Genomic DNA, 22,750 nt, shown 5'->3' on the forward strand with positions numbered 1-22,750 from the left:
GCAGATCTCGCGACGTGAAGTGGGCTGACCAGGTGCCAAGGCGTAACATCCGCGGACCGTACGGCATCCCGGTCAATGACCGAGCGCACACAAGCCAGCTAGGCGCGGACCGGCCGGTCGACGGTGGCGGTCAGCCCGCTGCCGTCCCAGGCTTTCGCAACATGGCTCGAGAGCGCACTCAGAAGTGCTCCCGTCGCGGACATCAAAACTAGGAAAGCTGGGATGACCACCGCGGTTTTGATCCACAGCGGTGTCTGGCGCCACGGGCCGGTCATGGCGTCGGCGACTTCCTGGCGCCGCGCATCGAGCCAGTCCCGGTCGGTGAGCACAAGGCGAGGGCGCGGTGCGGCATCGGGCTGCTGGCGGCGGGGGGCTTTCAGGTCAGCGGCGAGGCTGCCGATGGCGTCCTGCAGCATCGGCAGGACGCGGCGGTCTTTGCCTACGACCGTGTAGGCGGCCAACGCGGCAGCAGCCGGGAGCAGTGCCAGCAGCCACCAGGAGCTCCACCGGGTGGCCGTGAACAGGCTGAAAGCTGCCGTAGCGGCAGCCGCGAGGGCGGTGAGGCAGCGCACAAGGCGGTCCGACAGGCTTTTGGCGCTGAAGCGGATCTGCCGGGCGAGCGGTTCGCCCCGCAGAGAGCTGCGCAGCGCGGGCCACAGCCGTCGTGCCGGCTCCCACGGATCAGCAGTCAAGAACAGCCCGCTCACCGCGAGCAGGACCAGGAGCGGTGCCCATCCGGGAGCGCCGGCGTCGGTGACGGCGAGCAGGGCGACGGCTGTGGTCATGAGCAGCAGGCATCCCAGGGCGCGGCCCAGGAGGTGGGTGGCGGTCTGCCAGCGCTGGATGATCTGGGTGGCGGTGCGGCGGGGCGGGGTCAGGTCCCATTCGTCGCGGACTTCGTCCCGCAGGGCCTGGCCTTCGTCGAGGAAGCCGTGCACGGTGTCGAGCATCTGGTCGAAGTCGGCTCGGAAGAAGGCCTCTTGAAGGTCTTCGGGCATGGGTGGCAGGAGGGTGGGGTCGCTGTCGCTGCGCGGGGCGGGTGCGGTGGCGCGGAGACGGGCGAGTTGTTCCTCAAGTTCGTCGCTGCGCCGGCGCAGGCGGCGGGTGAGCTGTTCGGCTTCCTCGCGGCTGGCGCGGGCGCGCCCCAGATCCTGCTGTGCGGTGTCGAGTTGGTAGGTCAGCCGGGCCAGCTCCTGCTGAGTCTCCTGGCCCTGGTGGTTTTTGAGACTGCTCATGCGCTGCTGGAGGTCGACGGTGAGCATGCTGAGGGCTGTGACCATCTGCTGGGCGCGGTTGCGTTCCTGGGTGAGGCGGTCGTTGCGTTCGTGCGCCTGGGTGAGTTGCTCCTGGGCCTGAGCCGCCTGGTCCTGGGCGGTGGCTGCGACGCTGGCAAGCGCGGCCGCCGCGGCTTCCTCGGCGGGCCGTGCGGCGGGCAGATGGGCGGAGGGCGGCGCGGGATTCTTCGCCTTGTGCCAGAGCGCCAGGGCCTCCTGGCGGCGGATCTCCCGCTCCAGGGGCGTTGTGAGCGCGTCGACGGCCTTGACGATGAACTGCTGTGATGGGACCTTCTTGCCGCTGAAGAACTCCGAGATCGTGCTGCGACCGTAGCGGACAGACGGCTCGAGGTCTCTCAGCTGCTTGCCGGAGCGGTCCAGCAACTGCCGCAGATAGATCGCCAGAGCCCGCCCCTCGACCGTGTCGGCCTGCAGGTCGCCCCATCCCCGGCCGGCCTTCTTCTCCGCCATAGCCCCCCTCCCCCACGGCAGCGGCGCACCGATGACGCAGTGCACAGTTCACTGACGGCCCAGCGTACGAAGATCACGCCAGAGACGGCAGGGCGTCAACCGGCCTCCCTAGGACACGGATGGCCGGATCACTACGAGCCCGGCGGCGGGTGGACGGTCCGGCGCTGCCGCGCCATGTCCGCAATTCACCAGGCCAAAGGCGCGGACATTGTGTCGGACAAAGCAGGCGGAGCAAGGCTGTGAACAGTCCCGCCCGTCTCGTCCCCACACCTGTTGCCTGGAGTCGTCCATGAGCCGCCCCGCTGCTTCCCGCTCCTCCCTCTCCCGCCCCCGCGCCCTGTCCGGGCCCGCCGCTCCCGCGCCGCTGCCCGCCACACGGACCAGCCGGCGCCGTACCGCTCTGCCCCGCATGAGCGAACTCGCCATCGACCAGTCCACCGCCGGACGCATCATCGACCTACGCCGCGACCCGCAGGCCCCGCACAGCCTGCCGCGCGGCCTGGCCCACGGCCGCTACCGGTGCTGCGCCTGCGGGGCGCAGCTGATACTCACCGGACCCGCCAGCGCCGGCTCCCACTTCACCCCGCGTTTCCGTCACCACGGCAGCCGGCCCGGATCCGACCGCTGCGGCGCCCCGGCGCAGCAGCAGGCGGACGTCCAGGCCGACCTCACGCGCGTCCTCGACCTGCGCGACCGGCTGTCCGCCCTGCCCGGTGTCGCCGCATGGCTGCAGATCAACCCGGGCCAGGTAGGGCAGCGCTGGGAACTTCCACCGGCTCTGGTCGTGCGCCAAGGGGACGAGACCGCGGTCATCGAACGCCCCCGGCGGCTGCTCTCCCCCGCCCTCGTGGACCAGCAGATGAAAGCCGTGCGCGCGCAGTACGGCGCCGGCACCCAGCACTGGTGGATCTTCGACCGTGAAGACCCCGTCCACTACACCAGCGCCGGCAGCCTCTCCGTCCGGCCGCGCGGCCAAGCCCTCACCCACCGCAAAGTGCAGCCCACCCTCGCCCAACGGCAGATCAACGCCCTGCGCGGCGCGGTGTGCTGGCTCGCCGAGGACACCCTGCTCATCCCCTACGGCGGCCACAACCACCAGCACGCCGCCCGAGAAGGGGAAGACTGGAGCGGCGACATGGCGTCCTGGCGCCACGACTGGCGCATCTCCCGCCCCCGCCCAGCCGGTGAAGCCGACTGGTGGGGCCTGGTCCCCCTACCGCTCTCCGCTCTCGGCCGCCCCGCCGGCCAGCGCCTGGCGGCCGCGCTCCAGGTCATGGCCGACCTCGCCCACGCCGAACAAGGACGCGAACGCCACCGTCGCCGCCTCGCCCGCAACCACACACAGCACTCCACCGTCCGCAGCCGTCCGCCCCAGCAACTACAGCTGCCCACCGCCGACGAAGCCCGAAGCGAACCAGCACCCCCGCACACGGCCGTGACACCGACCACCCGCTCTGAGACGACCGAAGTTGTCATGCCGGAGCCCGCGACCGCGCGCGCTGCGGTACTTGCCGTGGCGCCGACCGGATCGCTTCCGCGTCGGGCCGCCGCGGCGCCCGAACGCCCCGCTAAAAGGCGCAGCCGCTTCTCCTGGCTCCGCCTCCTGTCCCGCCGACGACGCAGCAACGGCCAAAACATCCCGCCAGCGCAGACCGAAGGCTGATGCCGAACCCCGTGGGCGCCAGGCATGACATCCCTGGCATCCGAGGGGGACCGGGTCGGCGCCGCACGTCGAGCTGATCGGCTGCCCCTCCTCGTGGCGGGCATGGCGGAGTGCGCCACGAGGGGAGAAGGCGGGCCGTCCCTGGTCCGCTTGACTTCGCTTCTCGTGCGCGGACGCCCGCGGCTCCCGGCGTCCTCCAGACCGATCACGAAGGCCCTCAGCCTCGCCCGGGCACTGACACGGCACCGGATGCACAGGCAGTGGCCGCACGGCCGGGGCGCCGAAGAGCACTGAGGCCATGCGGCGTCAGAGCGGGCTGAGCGGCCGTACGGGGTGGGTGGCTGGTTCGGCACGGTGGTCGATGAGCTGCTGGCCCTCATGCCGCATCTGCGGGTGGTGCTGGCCGCCTACAGCATCCAGCACCCCGAACCCTTTCGCGCTGGCGCTGCGGGCCACCAAGAACAGCCTGGACCCGCACCACATCCCCAACCCGGGTGTTCTGCCCGGCTGACAGGCTGGCACGCGGAAAGCGAGCGCCCCGACGCCTGATCAGGCGGAGGCGAAAGCCTCCTCGGGGACATCGTCGAGGACGAATCCGTTGTCGAGCCGGACGCGGACCGTGACGCGGAGCATCCGTCGCTGGTAGGCGACCCACTGCTCTTCCAAGGCCCCCACCTGCTCATCCAGTTGCTTTCTGCTCGCCGACGGCATCTGGTGGCCGAAGTCGTCGAGGAGTGACTTGAGGCGCAGGTACTCACGGACCTCGTGGCTCTGCTGCCGGTGATGCTCGTCCACACGCTCGACGGTGCCCTCGATGCCTGCTGCCAGGGCCAGAGAGGCGGCGAAGGCACCCGTCTCCTCCGGGGGCTCCCCGGCTGGGGTCACCGACCCGGCCAACCGGAGATCCGCCGCCAGTCGCACCCGTTGGCCCACATTCAGCGTCATCAATCCTTCGTCTTCCTCGTCGGTCGCCGGCGATCCGGTACACGTGGGGCGTGAGCCGGCTTACGCAGCCCCACCAGCGCGGGTTCTCGCGGCCGCACACTGGCGTCAACAAGCGTCCGCCTCTTCATCGGCGATGCCTTCGGTTGGTGCAGCACCAGGCCGCTGACCTGCGTTTTGCGTACCTCCCACGCTGAACGCACGAAGCAGTACAGCAGCATGCAGCTGACTAGTCACACCGGCCCGGTCGTGCAAGCTCTCCTATAGTCGTCTCCAGAGCGTCCAGGGCCGGCGCGAAATGCGGATACTCAGCCCCATAGCCGACCAAACAGCCCGATACGTCGAGGAATGCCCGTAGGTCCGTCAGAGAATCGACGCGTGGCCTGGATGATCCTGGTGGTGTGCACGCTCGCAGGCGCAACCGCGCTGACATGGATCGAGTTCAAACTGCGTCGCCAGCTGGACAACGACCGTCACAACTAACAGCCGGACATGAACTTTACGCCCTGTTTGTCCGGAGACGTCCTGGACGACCGTCAGAAGGTCCGAGTGGAGAGGCTGTTGTGGCTGGACAGGTTGTCGGTGACGATCCAGATCTCCCCGTGCTGGTTGGCGTCCTCGATCTGTTGCAGGAACGGTTGGTGGAAGATGCTGTTGCGGGAGGGCGCGGTCGTGGTCAGGGCCTGGCCGCCGGCGGGTCGCAGGCCGCCGTAGGCCCAGGCCTTTTCTGGTCCGCGGCTGTAGTCGAGTTCCGCTTTGATCCGGTGCCCGTCGGGTGACCAGGCGGGTGCGGGCGGGAAGGTCCGAGGGATCACCGGCCCCAGCCCGTCGCGCAGATCACCGTCGCGTCGTCGGGCGGATGGGTGTAGAGGCCGATGATCCTTGTCCTTTTGGGACGAAGTCCGGGTCTTTCGATCGCATCCAGGACCGAGGGCGGCGCCAGCGCACACGTCGGCGAGCAGGATGCGTCTGACTTGCGAAGGCGTATCTGGACGCACCAGCAACCTCACCCTGCGCAGCACCTTCGACGGCAGCCGGTGCAGCAACGCCGCCAAGAACGCTCGATCGCCCGGGGCGAACCGCACCCTGTCTTTGCCGAGTTGACGCTGAAGCACCGTGATCTGATGGCGCAGGGCGAGGATCTCCGCGTCCTTGCACGGTCGCTCATCGGTAACAGGCGGACCATGGCGAACGCTTGGGTCACGGTCAGGTAAGCCAGTCGCAGCAGCACGACCGACCATCATGTCGGGGCAATCACCAGCTGCGCGAGAGCACCCCTCGATCGCCCGCGCCCAAAACCCCGCGCACCCCCGCGCACGAGGGCGGATGAGGTTTTCGGCAGGGGCAACGTCCCCTGATACCTGCACCACGGCAGTGAGGTCGAGCGGCTGCGGCTGCCGATCGGCGAATACCTGAGGATCGTCGACGAGAACGTGGCCGCCTACGAGAAGACCCGCGCCGCGCTGACCGCCGGGGCGCCGATCACCGTCGAGGGGACGATGGAGTACGCGCCGCAGATCATCCACAGCATGGTCACCGGCACCCCGCGCACGGCGTCGTCGAGGTGCCGTGCCTGCTGGACTCGCTGGGCGTCCAGCCCACCCGCGGGGGCCTCCCTCCCGCCCCAACTGGCGGCGCTCAACCGCACCTACCTGAGCGCCAACGACCTGGTGGCGCGGGCGGCGATCGAGGACGAACCCTGGCACATCAGGCATGCAGCGATGACCGACCCGGCCACCGCCGCGACCCTGCCCGTCGAGGACATCTGGCGCCTGTCCGACGACATGGTCACCGCCCATGGCAGCCTTCTCCAGCCGGGACTGCGCGTCCGCGTGGGCTCCTGACCGTCACCCGGCGGTCCGGCCGCACCGGCGTCACGGCCCACGTCGCTCCGCCGGCGGGAGCGCTCCGGGGGCGCCCGGCGTGCGGACTCAGCGGCGGGACGCGCGGGCCCAGTCCCCGAGCACGGGGACACATCGCTCGGCGAAGTGCTCGTAGTCGGCCGGGGTGTTGTAGACGTGGGCGGACACGCGCAGATAGCCGATGCCGTCGAAGCTGGTGAAGGCCGCCTCGACGGCGAGTTCGCGGGCCACACGGTCGCGCAGCGCGTCGGCCTCGATGCGGCTGCGCCCGAGGCCGGCGGGCAGCCGCACCAGGCGCATGCCGGGGACGGGTGTCCCGACGTCGGTCCGGCTGTCCGCGCCGGTCAGTCGCTCGAAGGCGGCGCCGATGACATGCGCGGCGTAGTCCGCCAGCCGGTCCATGTAGCTGCGGGCGGTGTCCCAGCCCCAGGCGCGCTCGACGAAGGCGAGGGACGTCTGCGCGGCCAGGTAGGAGGTGGCGTCGAGGGTGCCCTGGTGGTCGAAGCGGTCGGGGTACGGCTCTTCGGCGCCCCAGGAGTCGATCAGCGGGTGCAGCAGGTTCCGCAGCGGCCCGCGGGCGACCAGGGCCGCGGTGCCGCGCGGGGCACAGCCCCATTTGTGGAGGTTGCCGGTCCAGAAGTCGTAGGTCGCGTCGGTGAGCGGTGCGGCGAGCAGACCCGGCGCGTGTGCGCCGTCGACCAGCATCGGTACGCCCCGGCGGCGTGCCTCCGCGCCGATCCGCTCGACCGGCAGACGGCGCGCGGTCGCCGAGGTGATCTGGTCGACCACGACAAGGTCGGTGGCCTTGCCCACCTCGGCGACGACGGCCTCGTACGCCTCGTTCTCGTCGGCGCCGAGCGGCACCCGCGCCATGCGCACCCGACCGCCCCAACGGCGTGCCAGCCGTTCGGCTCCCATGGTGACGGCCCCGTAACCGTGGTCGGTGACGACGATCTCCCCGCCGTGGCGGCGTTCGAGCGCGCCGTAGACCACACTGGCGCCCGCGCTGGCGTTCGGCACCAGCGCGAGGTCGCCGGGGCCGACGCACAGGAAGCCGGCCAGGTCGGCCCGGGTGGCGGCGAGCCGGCCCGGCAGCTCCGGGAACCACAGGACCGGCGCGCGCTCCATCTCGGCACGCAGTTCCGCCTGCCGTTCCTGTGCCACCAGCGGGACGGCACCGAACGATCCGTGGTTCAGGTGCCGCAGCGCCGGGTCCAGCGACCACGCCTCGGTGGCGAGCCTGCCGTCGGGCAGTAGCAGGGGGTGCGGCGCGACGGCCACCTCGGTCTCGCTCATGTCAGCAGGCCTCCGGAAACACGGTAATCAACCGGCATCCTGACACGGCGGTGCTCGCCTGGCCGGAGCCGGGGCGGCCGCGTGGCCGGGGAGCCTGTGCGCCAGGGTGAAGTGCCCGAAGATCTGCCCCTGAGGACGGCGACAGGCCACGCCCGCGTCCGCAAGGGTGGGTGGGATGTCACCGCACCGAACAGCGGAGGAAGTGAGTGGCTGATGCGCCGGTCGGCTCGTGACGAGGCACACTCACAGCGGGCGGCCCCCGCGCCGAAGCATGTCCCGGACCGGACCGAGGACCCGGCCGCGCGACGGAGTCACGCTCAGCCCGAACACCCCTCGGACGTGCTGGCGCTGCGGGGCGCCGCGGGCAATGCGGCGGTCACCGCAGTAATCCAGCGTATGCAGGCCCCCGGCGTCAAACGCAAGAGGTCCGGATCACCGGAGGACCGGGAGCCGTCGAAGCAGGCAAGAGCGGACAGGTCGTCCTCCTCCGAGGAGGAGTACTCCTCGGAGGAATCGGAGACCTCCTCCGAGGAGGAGCGGGAGGAGCCGTTCTCGGCGCATGCCATGCGGCAGATCGCCAACGACCAGGCCCGGGTGACCGAACTGCTGGAGCGGATGGACGAACAAGGCGCTCCCGAGCACATCAAGCGGGTCGCCGAGGACAAGGTGGCGGTTCTCTCACTGCTGCGGAACCTGACACCCCTGCGGTCGGTGGAGACCGTGCGCGAGGCCATCCGGCTCGTCGGCCAGAAACCGGACAGCGCGACGAAGACCAAGTACCTGGCCAGACTCGACGCGCAACTCACCTATCTCGCGGAGGAGTTCCCGTCCTCGGGTCCGCCGACCGCGGAGACCCTCCAAGCGATGTGGCCCCGGCTCGTGCCCGCCTTCGGCAGTGCCGGCAGGCAGGTGGGCCAGGACGGCTGCGAGGATCGGGCCCACGCGGTCTGCCTGGCCGTCGCCCGGCACGCCCCGGCGATCGCCGCCCACCATCTCTCGAAGCACTGGGCCACCTCCGCGGGAGCCCGGCTGCACGCGGATCACCAGTGGAACCACCACGTCGCGGCCTCGGTGACGACCCCGAGCGGAGTCCTGGTCATCGACCCCGTCTTCTCCCGTTCCGGGCCGATCGAGCTGGGCGAGTGGGCCGCCCGCGTCCAGGTCGACAAGGACCGGAACGTCCACCGGACCGCCTGGGGATTCCTCGGGAAACCCGGTCCCGGCAACCGGCCGGACGCCAACAGCGCCGTGGAGTACACACCCTCCTCCTGACTCCGGCCGCTCGCCGCGCTCAGTCCACCGGCCAGGTGTGCGCGGCCGCGTTCAGATGCATGTAGTCCATGTACGTGGCGGTCATCCGGCGCAACGCCTCCCGGCGGTCGGGGATGGCGGTCCTCTCCAGATGGTGGGCTGTCTCCGCCTGCCAAACTCATCAGCCATGGCCTCACCCGGCTCGACAGCAATCACATCGGCGCCCCGCTCTTGCAGCAGCACGGTGGCGATTCCGGTGCCCGCGCCGACGTCGGCGACCCGGGCACCCGCCAGACGACAGCTGGCGAACTCCTCGATGCAGTCGAAGAGCGCGGCTGGGTAAGAAGGCCGGCTCGCCGCGTACTGAGCAGCGGCTACATCGAACGACAGGGCGCGTGAACTGGGGGTCATATCCTCATCATCGCCTCCCTGCACCAAGCTTCGGCCCGGCGCGCCTACGCGGTCACAGCACTAGCTAGAGCGGCAGAGGTGACTGATTTTAATTGCGGCCTGACGGGATCTACGCACGGCGGCAGGCGGATGGAAGGATCACGAGGATGGCAAGCAATGCTGAGCTGTCCTTCCGCATCATGGGCGCGTCCGCACGCTGGACGACCGCGCTGGCCGCGCTGGCCGCGATCGGAGCAGGGGTCGCGGCCGGTCTCGGTGTTCCGGGGCACAACCAGTGGGTGGCCTGCTCCTCGGTCCTCGCTGTGGGGACCCTGACGGCTTTCGGGTTCCTCGGGCGCCGCCTGGAGGCGGGCCAGGACGGGCTGCGGTACCGCACGGTGCTGCGGTGGCACCGACTGGAATGGGACGAGATCGACCGCTTCGAGGACGTGCGGGTACAACCCGGTGACCGCCGCCTCAGCACCCACAACCTCCGTGTCGTGGCCAAGCTGCGCAGCGGCGAAGCCGTCTGGCTTCCGGTGCCGTACGCCGGCTCCGTGGGCGCGTTCAGCTTCGAGGACCAGCTGCGCGCCCTGCGCGCAGCACACCATCACTACAGGCCCGGCACCCCATGAATGCGAGGGCAAGAACGCGAACGAGTACGCCGACTACATCGCCACGGGCCTGCGTGGTGACCTCTTCAACGGCTGGTCGACGCCGCCGGTGACCATCTGGATCCCGTCGCAGGCGGATGGGAAGCCGACCGCCACGGCGACAGAGGTGGCGGAGGCGGCGGGCTCGCTGTACGAGGTGTTCATCCCGGTTGGCGCGAACGAGGTGCCGATCGACGGCGAGACGCAGTGCACGGCGCTGCACCAGATTGTTTCCGACCCGGGATCGTACGGGCTGACGATCAATCAGCTCCGCGGCGTGCGGCTCCCGGTGGAACTGACTTGAGCGTCGAGGAGGCGCGGCAGGTGTTCCATGACCGGAACGTCAAGGGCATCACGGTGGACAAGAACCTCGCCATGTCCATGGACCAGCGTGACTTGGGGACGCAGCTCGCCCACAAGGTCGCCGACCGGGTGAAGATCCCCACCGCCGATGGCATCGTCTCCCTCGCCTCGCTGGTGCAGTCTCAGCGTCGGCAGCTCGCCGCGTCGGACGACAAGCTGATCACCTTGTCCTGGCTGCGGGCGCGCTGGTCCGACCAGCCGCGAGAAGACGTTCCTCCTCGGCCTGGCGCTTTCGTTCCTGTGCGGCCTGCTGCTCCCGCTGTTGGCGCTGCAGTTCCTCAGGCGTGGGATGGGCGCGACAGGTTCCCGTGTGATGTCCCATCCGCAGGGCTCACCGTGCGTCTTCGGCTGCCCGCAGACATGGTCGAGGAGGGGTAAGTGGTCGACGCTGAAAATCCTTCGGGGGTTGATCAGGCCGCGAGGGCGACGGAGGATTCTTGGTGTCGGTCGGTAAGAGCGTGCCGGTCGAGCCGGGCCAGCAGATCGTCCAGGTCGGAGGTTGTGAACTTCCACTGGAACGGCTGTGCCGTGGCGTTGTAACGGTCTTCGAACCCTCGGAGCCGGTCCCTGACCTGGTCGAGGTCGGTGAAGTCGTTGGGCGAGACGACCTTGCGCTGCACGATGGAGAAGAAGACCTCGATCTGGTTCACCCAGGGGGCGCGGACCGGGGTGTGGACCAGCACGGCGTTCGGGAACCTGGCGGCCAGGCGATCGATGGCCTTCTTGCCGCGGTGCGAGGAGCCGTTGTCGACGATCCAGAAGACGCGCTTCGCGTCGGCGTACGGCTTCTGTGTCATGACCCGTTCGACCATGGCCATGAACGGCACGATGCCGGTGGTGGCCTCGCAGCGTCCGAAGACTTTCGCCCGGTGGACATCGTAGGCGGCCAGGTAGGCCACGGCTCCGCCGCGGCCGTACTCGTGGTTGACGCGCATCGCCCTGGCCTGGCCCGGGGCCAGGGTCGGGTGGCAGCGGCAGCGGGCCTGGATCGAGGTCTTCTCGTCGCTGGAGAGCACGTACTCGTCCGGGCCGAGGGGTTCGGCTTCGTATGTTCGGGCGTACAGGTCAAGGACGCGCTGGGCCTTGGCGCGGAAGTCCGGGTCCCGGATGAAGATCCAGGACCGGTACTGCCAGGGCTTGATGGCATCCTGTCGCAACCAACGGCGCACGGTGGACGCCGAGATGCTGTCGGTGACGCCGCGCGCGGTTAGTTCGGCGGCCAGTTCGCGGCACGACCAGTGCGACAATGGCACCCCGGTCTCGGCCGGAAGCTGGCAGGCCAGGGCCTTGGCCTCGGCGATCTGTACAGGGGTGAGGGGGGCCGGTCGCCCGCTGCGTTTGCGGTCGGCCAGGGCCGGCAGCCCGCCGTCGGCGAACCGACCGCGCCAGGTGCGCACGGTGTCCACGTGCAGCCGGGTCTCGGCAGCTATCCGGGCGTTGCCCCGGCCGCGCGCCGCGAGCAGGACGACTGTGGCGCGCTGCCGGGCCTGGTACTGAGTCTTGTGACCGTAGGCCATCTTCTTCAGCCGGTGACGCTCGGCGGCGGTCAGAGTAAGGCATACGGCGCGGCCCAGGGGCATGGGAGGCAACGGCCAATCTCGGGAGAAGCGTTCGGAATGATCGACATCCTCTCCGATCTCCTTGGCTGTGCCTCACGCTGATCTGGTGAGCCAGCTGGCCAGGATTCCAAGAGCGGCAACTGCCCCGGGGGCCAGAATCCCGAGAAGGACATCTGCGCATGCGCGGGCTGCCCGGTATGCAGTTGAGGGCTCGTTGAGGCCAATCCCGACGGCCGCATGCCGAGAGATCTTCACGGTTCCCAGCGAGCCTGAGATCCCCGAACTGTGAACCACCGCCTGCCCTATGGGACCCATGAGTACCTTCTTGTCCACAAGAAGGACGACGCCTCGGCAGTCTTTGACCCAGAACTCGTCCAACCAGCCAGCCTTGCTGGGGACGCGAACTCGACGTATGTGCGTCAGATTGCTCAGATCGACCGTGCGTTTGCCCGTGACAGTCCGAGCAGTGAGAAGCTGCCATCCAGGGCCGTGACGTACCGGGCGAAACGTCGCGTACAGGAGCGGAAAGCCCAGCGCCAAGGCCAACCCCGCGAACATGGCGGGCACCCACGCACCGGAGCGCATCACCCCGAATCGCTCCAAGAGGGCAGGTACAACGATGGTGCCCCCTACAGCCCCGCCGAGGGTTGCAGCACCCACGTGCAGGCGACGACGGGCTGTCTTGGCCGGAACCGCCGCTCGTCGCGCCTTCTCGACAACGATGCCCGCGCCAGCGGCGCGGGCCGCAGAGCGGTACTTCTTCCTCTGCTTCTTCGACACCAACGGAGCGTACCTGCCTCATTCTGACGCGTGGCCCCTACACCAAGTCCAACCTCACCGAGACGTCAGACCTGCGACCGGCAGCCCGTTGAGTCCCCAGATACCCAGCACTACTTGGACTCCAACGTCAACCCCCGAAGGACTTCCGGAGCCGACCACTAAGCCATCGAAGTTGACCGCGGAGGCCCCGAAACGCTCCTTCGCCTCATCCGGCTCCCAGAACAAACTGTGCCCGTCGCCCAGCGCATACAGAGCCGAGTCGATCGCCCCGTACGTGCCCGCCGTCTTCTGCGCGCCGCGCGCCTGCGAGAACGCCCTGCTCCGCAAGTCTGACCAGTCAACCTTGTGACGAAGAATAGAGTGCTTCTCCATGATGTTCAGCGCCCGCGACAGGTAGGTCCGCGCACTGGGCGACATGTCGGTAGCCGCTGGATCGTGCGAACGGGCTCGTGCACCCCGTCGCGGCGACCGCTACTCCAACCAGGCCAGCGCAGACCGCCATGCGCAATGAACGTTCCCGCCGCATCCATCCCCCGAACAGGCTCTCGACTCACGAGCAACCCTAATTGACGATCAGCTACTGACGAAGCACCACAGATCAGAAACACGCACTATGTACTCCAGCTGTAGATCGCTCTTGGGCTGCTGATGGCTATGCTTTCCGCGGTTTGCGTCGCTTGCCCCAGCTGCCGTGGGGCCGGTTCCGGTCCTGGGCCAACATCGCCGCGTCGAACTGGGCTTTGCTGGTCACGGTCCGTGGTTCAGGTACGAGCGTGGTCGCAGTCGATCGCCACGGGACTGCCGAGGCCCAGCCGACCATGGGCATGGTCTCGTCGTAGTGCGGAGCGAATCGCGCGACGGTGATGGTGGGCATCTGGTAGTTCAGGCTGCGGACGTGTTCGAGGAACGTTACGGGCAGCGAGGCGTGGTGGGTTTCCAGGTAGTGCGGGAAGTCCTGGCGCCACAGCCATGCCCCGTCGGTCACCAGGGAGGAGCATCCCGGAGAGTGCCGGTGGGCGCTACCGGTGATGACGTCGTGTCCGCCTTCCATGACATCGATCAGGACGTAGCCGGCGTCCAGATAGGTCACCAGGTCCGCCTCGTCCGGCTCGCCGACGGGCCGGACAGCATCGCGTATCGATCCGTTCGGCTGGCCGGAGCGGTTGTCGAGTTCGTCGTAAAAGCCCAGCAGCCCCAGCACTGCTTTCCCTTCGACGAGCCGTTCCGTCCTGGTGGCACAAACTGGTGCGGCCACCGTTGATCATCGGCGTGTGAAGACAAACGATCACGCGGTGGCCGCAGGTCACAGCGTAGACGCTGCCCGCTGGCAGGAAGCGTTCGAGCACCTGATGGACCGCATCGCGGGCAGGTTCGCCCGGGTCGAACCCTTGCGGTCGACTCTCGCCGCGGTGGGACTCGCCCTCGCCGGCCGGGCTGGCGCCCGGATGGCGAGGGTCTTCGGGGTGTCCATCACCCTTGCGCGGTGTTGCGGCTGCTCGGAACCCGAAGTCCCGGACCCGCGCGTGGTTGGCGGTGATGAGTACGCCACACGACAACATCAGCCCACGATCCGAATAAGCGCGGACGCCACCCTCGAGTTCCCCTCTTCATTGATGGTGCGGAGTTGGTCACTGCCCACCCCCTGGCGGAGGAGGTCCAGCGCGGCCACTTGATCACGCAACTCCAATGCCTCCATGGGTGTCACTTCGGGTTGCTCAGGTGCCGGATAGAAAATGGGCACCCCGTCGTCTCCGGGATACAGCAGGGCATCAAATTCCTGATGAATATCCAGAACCAGGGTCGAGCACCAGTCTGCCCACTCTCTGATTCGGAAGCCATTCCCGAAAGCCCTCAAGACCATTTCTGCGGCCATCGAACAGGCTTCACTCAATTCACCACAGACGCTCTCGCTCGGCGATCGCTCGACAATGTCCCGCAGAGGCCCGACCACCTCGGCCAGGGTTTCCCGCTCCACCTCGAGTGAACGCAGTCGCTCGGTGACCTGCTCATCGACAGGGCAACCGGAACGGACCTCGATGATCGGCAGGACCTTGAAGAAGCAGATCGAGGCGAAGCGCACGAGGGAATCCTCCTGTGCCGCGCGCAAAGCCTGGGCCAGCGATTCATGCGACACGCCTAGGGGTACGTGTTCCAAAATCTCCTCCACGGCGAATTCTGCGGTTGACTGTCGTTCACGAACCCGCCCACAGTCACACCCATACCGGTCAGGCTGGGAAAACAGCACCCCCAACATGCACCCGTCGATGTTCCGCCCTCGATAATATCCCAGCCAGCCCCGGTCGAGAGCGCCTCGAGAACCGCCTGTTCCGCGTGTCCGGGAAGCTGTACGTACGTCTCCCCGGGGAGAAGTGAATTGCTTTTCCGCCAGCCCGTGGGCATGTATTGCTTGTTACTCGAGACCAGGGTCATCTCACGTCCGGGATCTGCTTTACTCCTGACCCTCACCACAGCGGTCGTTCCGCTCCAGCCGGCCTGGCCCTGAAGATCCTTCGCCCAAAGGACGGGGCTACGGCGCAGTGCTCGTCGACGTCGAGACCCGTCGACCGGTGGACCTGATGCCTGACCGGGAGGCGTCCAGCCTGGCCGCATGGCTGGCGAAGCGACCCGGGATCGAGATCGTCTACCTGGACGAACGCTGGGACGAGGGCTGCACCAACGCCTGGAAGCTCTGGGAGGAGATCGTTCCCATGGGCTATCGAGGCAGCTACGGCCGCGTCAGCGCCTACCTGCGAGAGAAGCGCCAGCTGAGCGTCGGCCGGCGTAGCTTTCGCCGGGCCAGCGCTGCCCGCAGCCGCATCTCTACTCCCCCGTCCTGCACGGGCCTTCGGCCTACGCGAGCTCCCGAGCATCAACGGCTCTGCCAGCTGTGCCGGGACCCGCAGGGCATCAGCGCCATCTCCGACCCTTGCGGCCCTGGCGAAGGGGAGCGGAGGGAACGTTTGGGTGGAACCGGTCGGATAGGGCCGAAGAGCGCTGCGCGACTCGCGCGGCTCCTCGGCCCCTACACAGAAGGATCCCTTGGGATGGCTTGTCGTGACTGGTGGACCGGGACCTGCTGGTCGACACCTGCTGTAGGACCAACCTCGCGGTGCCGCGGCTGGCTCCGCTGTTCGAGGTGTCTAAGAACGGCTAACACAATGACGTGGGGGTCCTGCGGCCCTTGGCCCCTCAAGCGAGGGGCCGGGTGTCATGTGCTGCCAAGAGGCGGTGAGAATGAGCGGCGCGACGGGGCGGGAACGTGGAGCGGCGGGGTGGTCTTGGTGAGCGATGGTGCAGGTTCGAGCGTGCTGCAGGACTTCTTCGATGCGATCGCGGACAAGGACACCGAGGCCACGGCGGTACTGCTGCCGAAGGTCCGTGAAGGGGCAGCTTCAGGCGACCCCTACTGTCACGAAGCACTCGGCGCCTTCGCCGTTGAAATCGAGGGTGACTACCCGAAGGCCTGTGGACACCTGAAGATTGCCGCCGACGCTGGCATCCCATCCGCTCAACGTGGCCTGGGTTACGTGCTCATGGAAGGGGACCGGAAGGACTACGCGGCGGCCGCTGCCCTCTTCACCAAGGCTGCCCACCAAGGCGATCCGTTCGCGCAGTTCAACCTCGCGGGGATGTACTTCCGAGGTGACGGAGTCCCGCAATCCGACGAAGAGTACCTCCGCTACCTCGACTTGGCCGCGCGGGGAGGCGTGAGTGAGGCTGCGGTACAGCTTGCTGACATAGGGCTGGCGCACGACGATTTCGCAGGGGCCAGGCGCGTCCTGGAAAAGCACATCCAGTTGAGTGATGATCTTCCGCCTGCGTCCGCGCTGAACTTCGCCGCGATGTGCTACCAAGGACTCGGCGGCCCGGTCGATGCGATCAAGGCCATGGGTGGTGCCCTCAAGGCTGCAGAGCTCGGCGATCGCGAGACGGGTCTGGGCTACGCGCGCACGGTGCTCGACGAACTCAAGCTGACCAAGGACGACATCCGTCAGGCCATCGAGTGGGCGCACGTTGGTGACTGGGCACTGAGCCTCACGCGATAGCACGGACCTTCCAGGGAGCGCGCCTACCGGAGGCTATGGAGTTGTCGGTGGGTGATGAGGCAGCAGGCGAGCTTGAGGAAGGCTTCGTGGATGTCGGCTCGCCGTTCCCAACGGACGCGGAGACGCCGGAAGCCGTGCAGCCAGGCGAAGGTCCGCTCCACGACCCACCGGTAGACGCCAAGTCCGGTGCCGTGGCGGGTGTTTCGGCGGGCGATGGCCGGCACGATGCCGCGGGCTCGGACCTGGTCGCGATAGATGTCGTGGTCGTAGCCGCGGTCGGCGAAGAGTGAGTCAGGCTTGCGCCGCGGGTGGCCGACGCGGCCGCGGACCGGCGGGATGGCGTCCAGCAGCGGCATCAGCTGCGTGACGTCATTGCGGTTGCCGCCGGTGAGGATGATGGCGAGCGGAGTACCGTAACCATCGGTGATCAGGTGGTGCTTGGAGCCTGCCCTGCCCCGGTCGACGGGCGAAGGGCCGGTATGGAGCCCCCTTTTAGGGCCCTGACGTGGGAGGAGTCGACCACGCAGCGGGACCAGTCGAGCCGTGCTGCCGCGTTCAGTTCGGCCAGCAGCACCTCGTGGAGGCGTTGCCAGACGTCGGCCTCGTTCCAGTCCCGCAGCCGGCGCCAGCACGTCATCCCAGAGCCGAACCCGAGCTCTTGGGGAAGGTGTTCCCACTGGATGTCAGTGTGCAGGACGTACAGAATCCCGCACAGCACCCGACGGTCGGGAATCGGCAGTCGGCCGGGGTGTCGGAAGCGGCGTTCCTTCTTCGGCAGCAGCGGTTCGATCCGCTCCCAGAGCTCGTCCGGCACGATCCACGGTGAAGTCCCCACGGCCCGGACAACGCTCAATTGCGCTGTCAGGCACGGCTACCAGGGGCGATGCACCTCATTGTGTTAGCCGTTCTAAGGGGGTAACCGAACGGCATCATCGACCAACGCAGTTACCAGGGAAGAACGACCGCCCGCTCCCGCAAGAGTTGCTCCTCCCTCGGGCTGAGTTCGGCGTACAGAACGATCTCCTCTACGCTGGCAAAAACTCCCCCGATATGCGCCCGAACACCGACGATCCGAGAGGCTGTATCCGCCGTCAGACGGAACGCCCGGCTCAGTGTCTCCGCCTCCACGCCGTTGATTTCGATGAGTCCACCATCATCAAAGCCAGCGTGCCGATCCGGGTCCCCGATGCCGAGTTCAAGCGCGAGACGCGGATTCTCCAGCGCAATCCGCTTGCCCTCATCCCGTTTACGCATCTCCGCTTGGACCGCTGCGACCGTTGCGGTAGACGCGCTCACAGCCTGAGACGCGGTCTCCACGCGGGTCATGGGCGCAGGCTGAGACACCTCCGCCACTGGAGACGCGTCAGAATCGGGAGCGTCAGGCAGGCGCCCTACCCATACGCTCGAAAGCGTGGTGAGACTGGGGTCGAGGTAGATCATTGAGTCAAGCTCGATGCGGTCTCCCCATTCCTTCTTCGAAGCGAAGAGGAAGTACCCCGCTAGGCGGCGCCTCGGATGGAGGACGACGTCAAACAAGGCGCCGTCATGATCATCCAACCCCGTTGCCTTACGGGCAGGGTCACCGACGCGCGCGTAATGGTATTGGTAGTGCAGGTCGAACTTGAGATTCTTGGATCCAACATTCTCCACAACAGCATTGACCTGAAAGAAGTTGAGGGAATTCTTCGGTCCGCGCATCCCCTCGTCTTCAGCCCTCTCCATGAGGGCTTTCTTGTCCATGTCGGGAACCTGGAAGCTGGTGAAGCTCAGCTTTAGCCCACAGTCGAAGGTGTACGCATCACCGACGTCCAGCAGGTCCGGGGCGGTCTCATCATGCTTCCCTATGTCCGTCCTTCAGGTGCAAGGTAGGAGCGCTCACCCTCCTAGCCAGTCGATCCACAACGTTCACATGATCATGGCTTTGTTCCCGCGACAGCCAGCGCCCGAGTGATGTTGTGATCAATCGGTTGTGGGCAAGAGATCGTTGAGCCGGATCATCGAGCAGCAAGGTAGCTCTCGGGTGCCTTGCCTGGGCCTCGGCAAGTGCGGAAGACCGGGTCAGGGCCCGGCCGCTGGCGTAGTAGCGCACCCCGTGCTCGCCGACCCAGGCGACGGCGGCCCCGGTCTCCCCCAGCACACTCATCGCCTGGTGGGTGATGCGCGTGCCGGGGCCGAGCAGGAGTGTGCCGATGGCGGCGAGCTTGATCAGGAATCCACGCTCTCCGGGGAAAGTACCGGCTCTGCCCACGCCGCGAAGCCAAAGACGGGGCGCTCAGCAGGTCCGCCGGTGACGTCGTCGACAAGCGTGCGCCGAACTCTCCGGCTCTGGCGCACCAGGTAGCGCAGACCCTCAATCTCCACGACCCCGCACTCCCCGGCACTGAGATCCACGGACACGTCCTCGACCGGGCTGACCTGCCACCCTGCCTTGCTGGCGAGGTATACCCAGACCTCGAATGCCCGCTCCGGATCCGCAGCCATGAAGCTTGACCCCACCTTGGCAACGATCTGCACCGGATCCGGCCGCACATCCACCGTCACGACAGCTCCTCTCCCCGAGACAGGATCATCGCAGCTCACGCCAGCGACTCCCGGAGCGACCCCCGCCTGCTGCCTACTGTGCTTTGCGGGACAGCCCTTAGGCACGACTGCGACTCCCTGCAGATCGAGCAGGGGGGGCGGCGGTTTGACCAGGGAGCGGAGGCTGTCTGTGGGCGGCCGGCAGCCCACCGCGCTGACGTGAGCCAGAAGGAAGATCATGAGCCAGGCATTCAGACAGTTCCAATACCCGACTCCACCGTTACTGCCTTCTGCCCGAAGAAGGACCGCCACGGCACTCTCCGGCCCGGCCCCTACCAGCATCTGGCCGAGGAGTTCGAGCGGCGGATGACAGCACTCAAAGCTGCCGGCACCATCCCCGACCCGCGCGACGACCAGATCGCCCGCCTGAAGGACCAGAACGCCAAGCTCAAGACGCGCCTGGGTGAGGCCAACGAAGTCATCGCGGAACTCGACCAGTTCAAGAAGCTCGCTCTGTCGCGACTCGCGGCCCAGCAAGACGAGATCAAGCACCTGCGCGACCCCGACAGCACCGAAGCCCGGCCAGCCAACATCCGATCACTGCCACGAGCCCGGAGCACTGATGTCATCGGCACCTGCAGCTGAACCCGCCTGAGACGAAGCGGGCTAGTTGTCGACAACTCCGAAGATCACCGACTCCCGGGAACGGGGTGCCGTTTGTCAGCCGACCGCGCTCTCAGCACCTACCTGCGAACGCCCCGCATGGATGTCGCAGCCATTGAGGGCGGCCGTCAAGGACAACTGGCCCGCCGGAGAGGGACTCGCCGCATGACCACTCGCATCCGAGCGTCAGCCCGGCCACGGCAGCACAGTGAGCTCCGGCCACTCGTCTCTCCAGCGCGCTGCCTTGGCTTCATAGACCTCCCGCGTGGCAAGGACCGGGTTGGGCCGGGCCACGAGGTTGAACACGTCGGAGAGCCCGTGGGGCGCATAGACGCGCCATCCACCGCCGCGGTCCAGCCGCACCCCGAGACAGCACGTCGTCGAGGCGAACGAGTCGATCGCGGCCTCGGTGGACTCGTGAGGCGGGCAGGGCACGCCGAATTTTTGCTCGTACCAGAGGTGCACGCGGGCTTCGTTGCGGATCTCCACCTCGGCCGGCAGCCCGGCGAACACCCCCTGCCCTGCCTTGATCACGGCGTCCTCTGCCTCCCAGGACAGGTCGGTGCCGTCGAAGTAGAAGATGTCGTAGTCCTTGATGCCGCTGCTCGGGGGCCTGTCGGTGACCACGTTCCACACCGTCTGGAACAGACAGCCCGCCGTCACATACCAGCCGGGCAGTTCCATCGTCGCTGCCCTGGTCAGCACGCCGGTCAGGACCTCGTTCTGGGAGAGCACGGACCGCAAGCCATCGAGTTGCTCAACGAGCGGGAGGCGACCAAGCATCCGTACTCCCTATCACGATCAGCCGCTCTCACAAGGCGCGTTGACCGCAAGCAGACGTCCCAGCCCACGAGGCGCGAGAGGTCAGGACTGCGCGGTGCGGAACGCGAGATACCGGCTGAATGCTTCGTGGCTGTCGGGGGTGAAGCGCCACTCCAGCAGGGCCGACCGCAGTTCCGCCTCGGTCAGCCAGCCATGCCAGGCGACCTCATCGGGATCGGGGACCACGGCGTCCGGCACCACGGCTTCGTGCACGCCGAGCCAGTGAGGGCTCAAACCGCTGCGGTTGAGGAACGTGAACAGCAAGCGCGGCAGCACACGAATGCCCAGCTCTTCGGCCAGCTCCCGCGCGGCGGCCTGTTCATAGGACTCGCCGACATTGACGGCGCCACCGACCTCGACCTCATAGAGCCCGGGGAAGCGTGACAGCTGCTCCGACCGCCGGTGGACGAGGATCCGGCCACGATCATCATGACACACCGTCACGGCGACCCGGTGCAGCCAACCCTCCCGGATGGCCTGCCGGCGGCTGACTACCACCCCCAGCACACGATTTTGATCGTCGACACGCTCCACCAGTTCGTCCACGACGGACACCCTGGCAGAGCCCACCGACAAGGCCACTTCCCGGCGACTCGCGGAACTGGACCAAGAGCACCTGCGCAAGGAGGCCGGACCCGGATGACGACAGTTGTCGTGCTCAGACTCACCGTCCCCCCCCCGAGTGAAATTCAAGGGCCAGGTATGGCAGCACAAAACCGCCTACAAACGCGACACCGCCAGGCCGACGCCCGCACGCCCAAGGAGACATGACCTGCGAGGGACACGGTTTCAGCGGAGACAAGCTGGGCGAAGGCCGAACGCGACCTCGGCCGCTCCGAAGCCTCCCGCCAGGGCATGCAGCTGGTCGCCGACCGCGGCGGCCGCCTCTCCTTCGCCGCCCGTCGCGGCCTCGCCCACCTGGCCCGCCTCGCCGGCGGCTTCCCCACCGCCCTCGACACCGCCCGCACCCTCGGCTGGGAAGGCCGCCACCACCGCGTCGAAGGCGACGTGTGGTGGCTTCAGGGCGACATCGACCGCGCGGCCGCCGCCTACGAAGCCGTGGTTTCAGGAGCGCTGTCTGGAATCCGCCGTTCGACGCGGCTTGGCCATCGCAACACCCCGCAGGGTCAGGTGTTGCAACCACCTCTAGAACCCAAGTTCCCAAACGGGGCCACTACTTATCCGTGAAGCCACAGGCGGGCTGTGCGCCTTACCGCCCGCACGGGTGAGCCAGCAGCCAAGTACCGGATGAGGAAGTGGCAGCCTCGACCGCCGACACCTCGCGCGGTGTAGGTTCGGCCGCTTTGTTAGCAGGAGGTCCTGCTGAGACTGCGGATTCCGCGGCGCGTTAGCAATGTGCCGATTGGCTGATCTTTAGCAATCGCGTGGCCCGCCGGGAAGCATCGTCGGACTGGAGCCCGGTCCGGCTGGGGCTGTTCAGTCGGCAGTCTGGATCCGCTCCGGGGCGATGCCCAGGACGAGCTTCTCCAGCGCGTCCTGGGCAGAGCCGAACGTAGCCAGCCAGGTCTCGACCAGGTAGATCTCGCTGTTCTCGTCGATGCCGAGGAAGAATCTGCCCTCATCGAGTTCGCCGAGGGGGAAGATGGCGCGCCCGATGGTGTGACTCCAGTCGGCGAAGCGGTCTTCCTCGCCGATCAGGTTGTCCGGGGCGAAGTTGAAGCAGGTCTTGGCGCAGGTGATCCCGGGTCCGCTGATCTGGACGTCCAGGCCACCGAACTCCGCCAAGAAGGCTTCAGCGGCATCGTGCATGCGGACCAGGCCGGTCTTCTCGAGCGTCTTGCGCCAGTGGTCGATCGCGACGCGCCGTCCCGGCCGCCAGCCTGCTGCGCGCCGTGTCTCCTCGATCACGCCGGTTCCCCGTAGATACGTCGCCGCCGCATCGACCCATGCCTTGTCCACCGGCACGTCTTCTGGCCAGCCGGGCCGCCAGTCCGCCTGCCAGTGGGCGAAGTCGTCACGCAGGAACTGCGGGTCAACTGGCTTGAGTCGCACTTCCTGTCGCTGATCGGCCCACCAGACCTCGAATTCGGCCTCGGTTCCTTTGCCTGGCCAGCGTTCTGCCACCGTCGGTAGAAGCAGAACATCGACGAACCCTCCGACCGGAAGACCGATGTCGACGAAGATCCCGATCGCACCCGGCCTCGGGACTGCCGTCACCGTCCCTCGGAACCTTT

The 22,750-nt window shown here is 67.6% G+C and carries 24 protein-coding genes and 2 pseudogenes; 9 read left to right on the plus strand and 17 right to left on the minus strand.

Annotated elements, in window-relative coordinates; genetic code table 11:
• Window positions 1-98: 98 nt before the first annotated feature.
• Window positions 99-1,745 (minus strand): helix-turn-helix domain-containing protein, encoded by a 1,647-nt coding sequence (locus ACZ7M2_RS47645; RefSeq protein ID WP_471600590.1) that lies wholly within the window; start codon window positions 1,743-1,745, stop codon window positions 99-101.
• Window positions 1,746-2,034: 289 nt separating this feature from the next.
• Here ACZ7M2_RS47645 and ACZ7M2_RS47650 point away from each other — a divergent pair, with 289 nt between their 5' ends.
• Complete coding sequence (locus tag ACZ7M2_RS47650; protein WP_471600591.1) at window positions 2,035-3,408, plus strand: hypothetical protein; 1,374 nt, start codon at window positions 2,035-2,037, stop codon at window positions 3,406-3,408.
• A gap of 549 nt (window positions 3,409-3,957) precedes the next feature.
• Here ACZ7M2_RS47650 and ACZ7M2_RS47655 read toward each other — a convergent pair.
• Both ACZ7M2_RS47655 and ACZ7M2_RS47660 read right to left on the minus strand, forming a co-directional pair.
• Window positions 3,958-4,353: a hypothetical protein gene (locus ACZ7M2_RS47655; protein WP_471600592.1), complete on the minus strand. Its 396-nt coding sequence runs from the start codon at window positions 4,351-4,353 to the stop codon at window positions 3,958-3,960.
• 533 nt (window positions 4,354-4,886) lie between these two features.
• On the minus strand, window positions 4,887-5,165 hold the full coding sequence (locus tag ACZ7M2_RS47660) for a transposase (protein WP_471600593.1): 279 nt from the start codon (window positions 5,163-5,165) through the stop codon (window positions 4,887-4,889).
• A gap of 618 nt (window positions 5,166-5,783) precedes the next feature.
• Here ACZ7M2_RS47660 and ACZ7M2_RS47665 point away from each other — a divergent pair.
• Window positions 5,784-6,194 carry a family 4 glycosyl hydrolase gene (locus ACZ7M2_RS47665; RefSeq protein WP_471600594.1) on the plus strand — a complete coding sequence of 137 codons (411 nt, stop codon included), beginning with the start codon at window positions 5,784-5,786 and terminating at the stop codon, window positions 6,192-6,194.
• Between the two features lie 87 nt (window positions 6,195-6,281).
• On the opposite strand, the gene ACZ7M2_RS47670 is transcribed toward ACZ7M2_RS47665, so the two are convergent.
• Window positions 6,282-7,508: an aminotransferase class V-fold PLP-dependent enzyme gene (locus ACZ7M2_RS47670; protein ID WP_471600595.1), complete on the minus strand. Its 1,227-nt coding sequence runs from the start codon at window positions 7,506-7,508 to the stop codon at window positions 6,282-6,284.
• Window positions 7,509-7,721: 213 nt separating this feature from the next.
• Here ACZ7M2_RS47670 and ACZ7M2_RS47675 point away from each other — a divergent pair, with 213 nt between their 5' ends.
• Entirely contained in the window at window positions 7,722-8,780 is a 1,059-nt protein-coding gene (locus ACZ7M2_RS47675) for a protein-glutamine glutaminase family protein (protein ID WP_471600596.1), read from the plus strand.
• Window positions 8,781-8,933: 153 nt separating this feature from the next.
• On the opposite strand, the pseudogene ACZ7M2_RS47680 reads toward ACZ7M2_RS47675, so the two are convergent.
• Window positions 8,934-9,170 (minus strand): annotated as a pseudogene (locus ACZ7M2_RS47680) (SAM-dependent methyltransferase); the annotation flags it as partial.
• A 146-nt stretch (window positions 9,171-9,316) separates the two neighbouring features.
• On the opposite strand from ACZ7M2_RS47680, the gene ACZ7M2_RS47685 reads away from it, so the two are divergent.
• The 3 genes from ACZ7M2_RS47685 to ACZ7M2_RS47695 all read left to right on the plus strand — a co-directional run bounded on the left by ACZ7M2_RS47685 (window position 9,317) and on the right by ACZ7M2_RS47695 (window position 10,543).
• The gene (locus tag ACZ7M2_RS47685) at window positions 9,317-9,784 is read left to right on the plus strand and encodes a PH domain-containing protein (protein ID WP_471600597.1); all 468 of its coding nucleotides are present in this window, start codon (window positions 9,317-9,319) and stop codon (window positions 9,782-9,784) included.
• Window positions 9,785-9,872: 88 nt separating this feature from the next.
• Window positions 9,873-10,106 (plus strand): hypothetical protein, encoded by a 234-nt coding sequence (locus ACZ7M2_RS47690; RefSeq protein WP_471600598.1) that lies wholly within the window; start codon window positions 9,873-9,875, stop codon window positions 10,104-10,106.
• Window positions 10,103-10,543 carry a hypothetical protein gene (locus tag ACZ7M2_RS47695; RefSeq protein ID WP_471600599.1) on the plus strand — a complete coding sequence of 147 codons (441 nt, stop codon included), beginning with the start codon at window positions 10,103-10,105 and terminating at the stop codon, window positions 10,541-10,543. Before ACZ7M2_RS47690 ends, ACZ7M2_RS47695 begins: the two co-directional genes overlap by 4 nt.
• A 32-nt stretch (window positions 10,544-10,575) precedes the next feature.
• Here the strand turns inward: ACZ7M2_RS47695 and ACZ7M2_RS47700 are convergent, their stop codons facing one another.
• The 5 genes from ACZ7M2_RS47700 to ACZ7M2_RS47720 form a co-directional block, all read right to left on the minus strand.
• Window positions 10,576-11,745, minus strand: coding sequence for an IS630 family transposase (locus tag ACZ7M2_RS47700; protein ID WP_471600600.1), 1,170 nt, complete (start codon window positions 11,743-11,745; stop codon window positions 10,576-10,578).
• Between the two features lie 72 nt (window positions 11,746-11,817).
• Complete coding sequence (locus tag ACZ7M2_RS47705) at window positions 11,818-12,504, minus strand: hypothetical protein (protein WP_471600601.1); 687 nt, start codon at window positions 12,502-12,504, stop codon at window positions 11,818-11,820.
• A gap of 54 nt (window positions 12,505-12,558) precedes the next feature.
• A complete protein-coding gene (locus ACZ7M2_RS47710; protein ID WP_471600602.1) occupies window positions 12,559-12,921 on the minus strand; it encodes a hypothetical protein in 363 nt (120 codons plus the stop codon).
• A 235-nt stretch (window positions 12,922-13,156) separates the two neighbouring features.
• The gene (locus ACZ7M2_RS47715) at window positions 13,157-13,759 is read right to left on the minus strand and encodes a hypothetical protein (RefSeq protein WP_471600603.1); all 603 of its coding nucleotides are present in this window, start codon (window positions 13,757-13,759) and stop codon (window positions 13,157-13,159) included.
• 303 nt (window positions 13,760-14,062) lie between these two features.
• Entirely contained in the window at window positions 14,063-14,671 is a 609-nt protein-coding gene (locus tag ACZ7M2_RS47720) for a hypothetical protein (protein ID WP_471600604.1), read from the minus strand.
• A 1,138-nt stretch (window positions 14,672-15,809) separates the two neighbouring features.
• On the opposite strand from ACZ7M2_RS47720, the gene ACZ7M2_RS47725 reads away from it, so the two are divergent.
• Complete coding sequence (locus ACZ7M2_RS47725) at window positions 15,810-16,550, plus strand: tetratricopeptide repeat protein (protein ID WP_471600605.1); 741 nt, start codon at window positions 15,810-15,812, stop codon at window positions 16,548-16,550.
• Window positions 16,551-16,573: 23 nt separating this feature from the next.
• On the opposite strand, the gene ACZ7M2_RS47730 is transcribed toward ACZ7M2_RS47725, so the two are convergent.
• From ACZ7M2_RS47730 to ACZ7M2_RS47745, 4 genes and pseudogenes are all read right to left on the minus strand, one after another.
• Window positions 16,574-17,385 (minus strand): IS5 family transposase gene (locus ACZ7M2_RS47730; protein ID WP_471600606.1). Its coding sequence is split into 2 segments (ribosomal slippage): window positions 16,574-17,059 and window positions 17,062-17,385, totalling 810 coding nucleotides; the frame shifts between segments, so codons are not numbered across the junction.
• 110 nt (window positions 17,386-17,495) lie between these two features.
• On the minus strand, window positions 17,496-18,290 hold the full coding sequence (locus ACZ7M2_RS47735; RefSeq protein WP_471600607.1) for a hypothetical protein: 795 nt from the start codon (window positions 18,288-18,290) through the stop codon (window positions 17,496-17,498).
• 286 nt (window positions 18,291-18,576) lie between these two features.
• Window positions 18,577-18,756: pseudogene (locus ACZ7M2_RS47740) on the minus strand (type I-E CRISPR-associated endonuclease Cas1e); the annotation flags it as partial.
• A complete protein-coding gene (locus ACZ7M2_RS47745) occupies window positions 18,756-19,091 on the minus strand; it encodes a hypothetical protein (RefSeq protein WP_329536683.1) in 336 nt (111 codons plus the stop codon). The gene ACZ7M2_RS47745 and the pseudogene ACZ7M2_RS47740, both read right to left, overlap by 1 nt.
• 198 nt (window positions 19,092-19,289) lie before the next feature.
• On the opposite strand from ACZ7M2_RS47745, the gene ACZ7M2_RS47750 reads away from it, so the two are divergent.
• Complete coding sequence (locus ACZ7M2_RS47750; RefSeq protein WP_471600608.1) at window positions 19,290-19,715, plus strand: hypothetical protein; 426 nt, start codon at window positions 19,290-19,292, stop codon at window positions 19,713-19,715.
• Between the two features lie 204 nt (window positions 19,716-19,919).
• Here ACZ7M2_RS47750 and ACZ7M2_RS47755 read toward each other — a convergent pair whose 3' ends face one another.
• Window positions 19,920-20,516: a nucleotidyltransferase family protein gene (locus ACZ7M2_RS47755; protein WP_471600609.1), complete on the minus strand. Its 597-nt coding sequence runs from the start codon at window positions 20,514-20,516 to the stop codon at window positions 19,920-19,922.
• 81 nt (window positions 20,517-20,597) lie between these two features.
• Complete coding sequence (locus ACZ7M2_RS47760; protein ID WP_471600610.1) at window positions 20,598-21,110, minus strand: NUDIX hydrolase; 513 nt, start codon at window positions 21,108-21,110, stop codon at window positions 20,598-20,600.
• A gap of 300 nt (window positions 21,111-21,410) precedes the next feature.
• On the opposite strand from ACZ7M2_RS47760, the gene ACZ7M2_RS47765 reads away from it, so the two are divergent.
• Window positions 21,411-21,743 (plus strand): hypothetical protein, encoded by a 333-nt coding sequence (locus tag ACZ7M2_RS47765; RefSeq protein WP_471600611.1) that lies wholly within the window; start codon window positions 21,411-21,413, stop codon window positions 21,741-21,743.
• A gap of 249 nt (window positions 21,744-21,992) precedes the next feature.
• Here ACZ7M2_RS47765 and ACZ7M2_RS47770 read toward each other — a convergent pair whose 3' ends face one another.
• Window positions 21,993-22,733, minus strand: coding sequence for an SUKH-3 domain-containing protein (locus ACZ7M2_RS47770; protein ID WP_471600612.1), 741 nt, complete (start codon window positions 22,731-22,733; stop codon window positions 21,993-21,995).
• Window positions 22,734-22,750 lie beyond the last annotated feature (17 nt).

It is taken from the genome of Streptomyces sp. NPDC111507 (assembly GCF_055638955.1).